At 69.2% G+C, this 838-nt stretch carries 1 protein-coding gene; it reads left to right on the forward strand.

Annotated elements, in window-relative coordinates; translation table 11 throughout:
* Positions 1-751 (forward strand): ParA family protein (locus tag GT030_RS24655; protein ID WP_161202978.1); only part of this gene is annotated, 751 nt, incomplete at its 5' end.
* Positions 752-838: the final 87 nt, after the last annotated feature.

Consider the following 838-nt stretch of genomic DNA (forward strand, 5'->3'; position numbering starts at 1 on the left):
CAACCAGAAGGGCGGCGTCGGCAAGACCACGTCGACCATCAACCTGGGCGCGGCGCTCGCGGAGTACGGACGGCGCGTGCTGCTCGTGGACTTCGACCCGCAGGGCGCGCTGTCGGTGGGTCTCGGCGTCAACCCGATGGAGCTGGACCTCACCGTCTACAACCTGCTCATGGAGCGGGGCATGTCGGCCGACGAGGTGCTGCTGAAGACGGCGGTCCCGAACATGGACCTGCTGCCCTCCAACATCGACCTGTCGGCCGCCGAGGTGCAGCTGGTCTCCGAGGTCGCGCGCGAGTCCACGCTCCAGCGCGCCCTGAAGCCGCTGATGGACGACTACGACTACATCGTGATCGACTGTCAGCCCTCGCTGGGCCTGCTCACCGTCAACGCGCTGACCGCCGCGCACAAGGTGATCGTGCCGCTGGAGTGCGAGTTCTTCGCGCTGCGCGGTGTGGCCCTGCTGACCGAGACCATCGAGAAGGTCCAGGAGCGGCTCAACCCCGAGCTGGAGCTGGACGGCATCCTGGCCACGATGTACGACTCGCGCACGGTGCACAGCCGCGAGGTGCTGGCGCGGGTGGTCGAGGCGTTCGACGACCACGTCTACCACACGGTCATCGGGCGTACGGTCCGCTTCCCGGAGACCACGGTCGCCGGTGAGCCGATCACCACGTACGCCTCCAACTCCGTCGGTGCCGCCGCCTACCGTCAGCTCGCCAGGGAGGTGCTCGCCCGGTGTCACGCCGAGTGAGTCTGCCCGGAGCCGACGAACTGTTCCGCACGACAGGGGGGATGGGGCTCCAGTCCTCCTCGCCCCGGCGCGGGCCGGGCCCGGAGG

It is taken from the genome of Streptomyces sp. SID1328 (genome assembly GCF_009865595.1).
Taxonomy (GTDB): Bacteria; Actinomycetota; Actinomycetes; order Streptomycetales; family Streptomycetaceae; genus Streptomyces; species Streptomyces griseoluteus.